Source organism: Candidatus Cloacimonadota bacterium, assembly GCA_034661015.1.
GTDB lineage: Bacteria > Cloacimonadota > Cloacimonadia > JGIOTU-2 > JGIOTU-2 > JAYEKN01.
This window is the reverse complement of the sequence record JAYEKN010000035.1, coordinates 5,073-6,434: the sequence shown is the minus strand read 5'-3', so window position 1 is coordinate 6,434 and position 1,362 is coordinate 5,073. Positions and strand designations below refer to the sequence as shown.

Annotated in this window: 1 protein-coding gene; it reads left to right on the top strand. The window is 29.7% G+C overall.

Annotation, left to right across the window (positions count from 1 at the left end; all coding sequences use genetic code 11):
* Positions 1–565: 565 nt before the first annotated feature.
* Positions 566–1,362: cache domain-containing protein (locus U9P79_01250; protein ID MEA2103256.1), on the top strand; the 797-nt coding region annotated here is incomplete at its 3' end.

Genomic DNA, 1,362 nt, shown 5'->3' with positions numbered 1-1,362 from the left:
TCGCAATTCAAAATTCAAAATTCAAAAACTTGTCCGCCCACTGGCTGATTCACAATTTTCCTTCTCCCTTTTCCCTTCTCCCTTTTCCCCTTTTTCCATTTTTTATTTTTTTCATGCATTCGTGGTTATTTTTTTATCCATTTCATCAAAATTATTTTTCGATTTGTCTTGACACTCAAATAGAAAAAAATAAATGTATCGAATTTTGATATTCAAACGATGAATAACAAATAAATGGATTAATCCAAATTCTTGGCAAAACCCAAAAGTGCAAAGATGCTGATACAAATTTTGCCCCACAATAATAGCGATGAAAAAAATAAACGGAGAAAAGGCGAATGTTTTTTATCAAAAAATCGTTGCTGAAGTCCAGTCTGCTTAAATAAAGGAAAAAAATATGAAAACAACAAAAACAATTTCACGAACATTATTTTTCAATATGATAATTATAGCCATTATCCCCATAATTATTGGAAGTTATTTTACGATATCAAGTATTTATAAGAATTTTCATGATGAGTCAAAAAAAATACGTGCAAATTATATAAATAATCAGAAGAACAAGTTGAAATATGAAGTAGAAAAAATCGTTTTCTGCATTCAAAATCTACAGAAAAAAATGGAACAATACGGAAATATTTCAGACAAAGAACAATTTAAGAACATTATAATATCTGATATTGTTTCTCTTCGTTTTGGAGAAGAGGGCTATTTTTTTGGCAGCACTTTTTCCGGAGATCCTCTATTCTCAAATGGGAAGATAACAATCGGTTCAGCAAATTTATGGAATCTCACCGATCCAAATGGAGTAAAGATAATTCAAGCCCAAAGAAAGGCTGCCCAAAATCCAAACGGGGGCTTTATCGAATATCATTGGAGAAAATTGCAAGGTGAAAAACTATATCCGAAATTATCTTTTACAATGTCAGTTCCGGAAATGGAATGGATGATTGGTGCTGGAGTTTATATTGATGAAATAGATAAAGTAATAGCCCCAGAAAAAATTTTATTTAAACAAAATGTTAAAGTAACTTTGTTTAAAATTGGATTGTCTTTTATATTATTAATAATTTTATTAGCCATTATAGCAAAACATTTTTCAATTAAGATCAAAAATAATTTTGAAGTATTTACCTCTTTTTTTAGAAAATCTGAGACAGAATTAAGTCCAATAAATTTAGATGATTTTCGCTTTTCTGAATTAAAAAACATTGCTCATAGTGCTAACCGGATGGTCACAGAACGCAAGCAAGCAGATGAAGCACTGCAACGGAAAGCTTTCCAAATGGATTCTTTTATAAATAACATTCCTGATATTGCTTGGCTAAAGGATACCAATTCAAATTTTATTATGGTAAATAA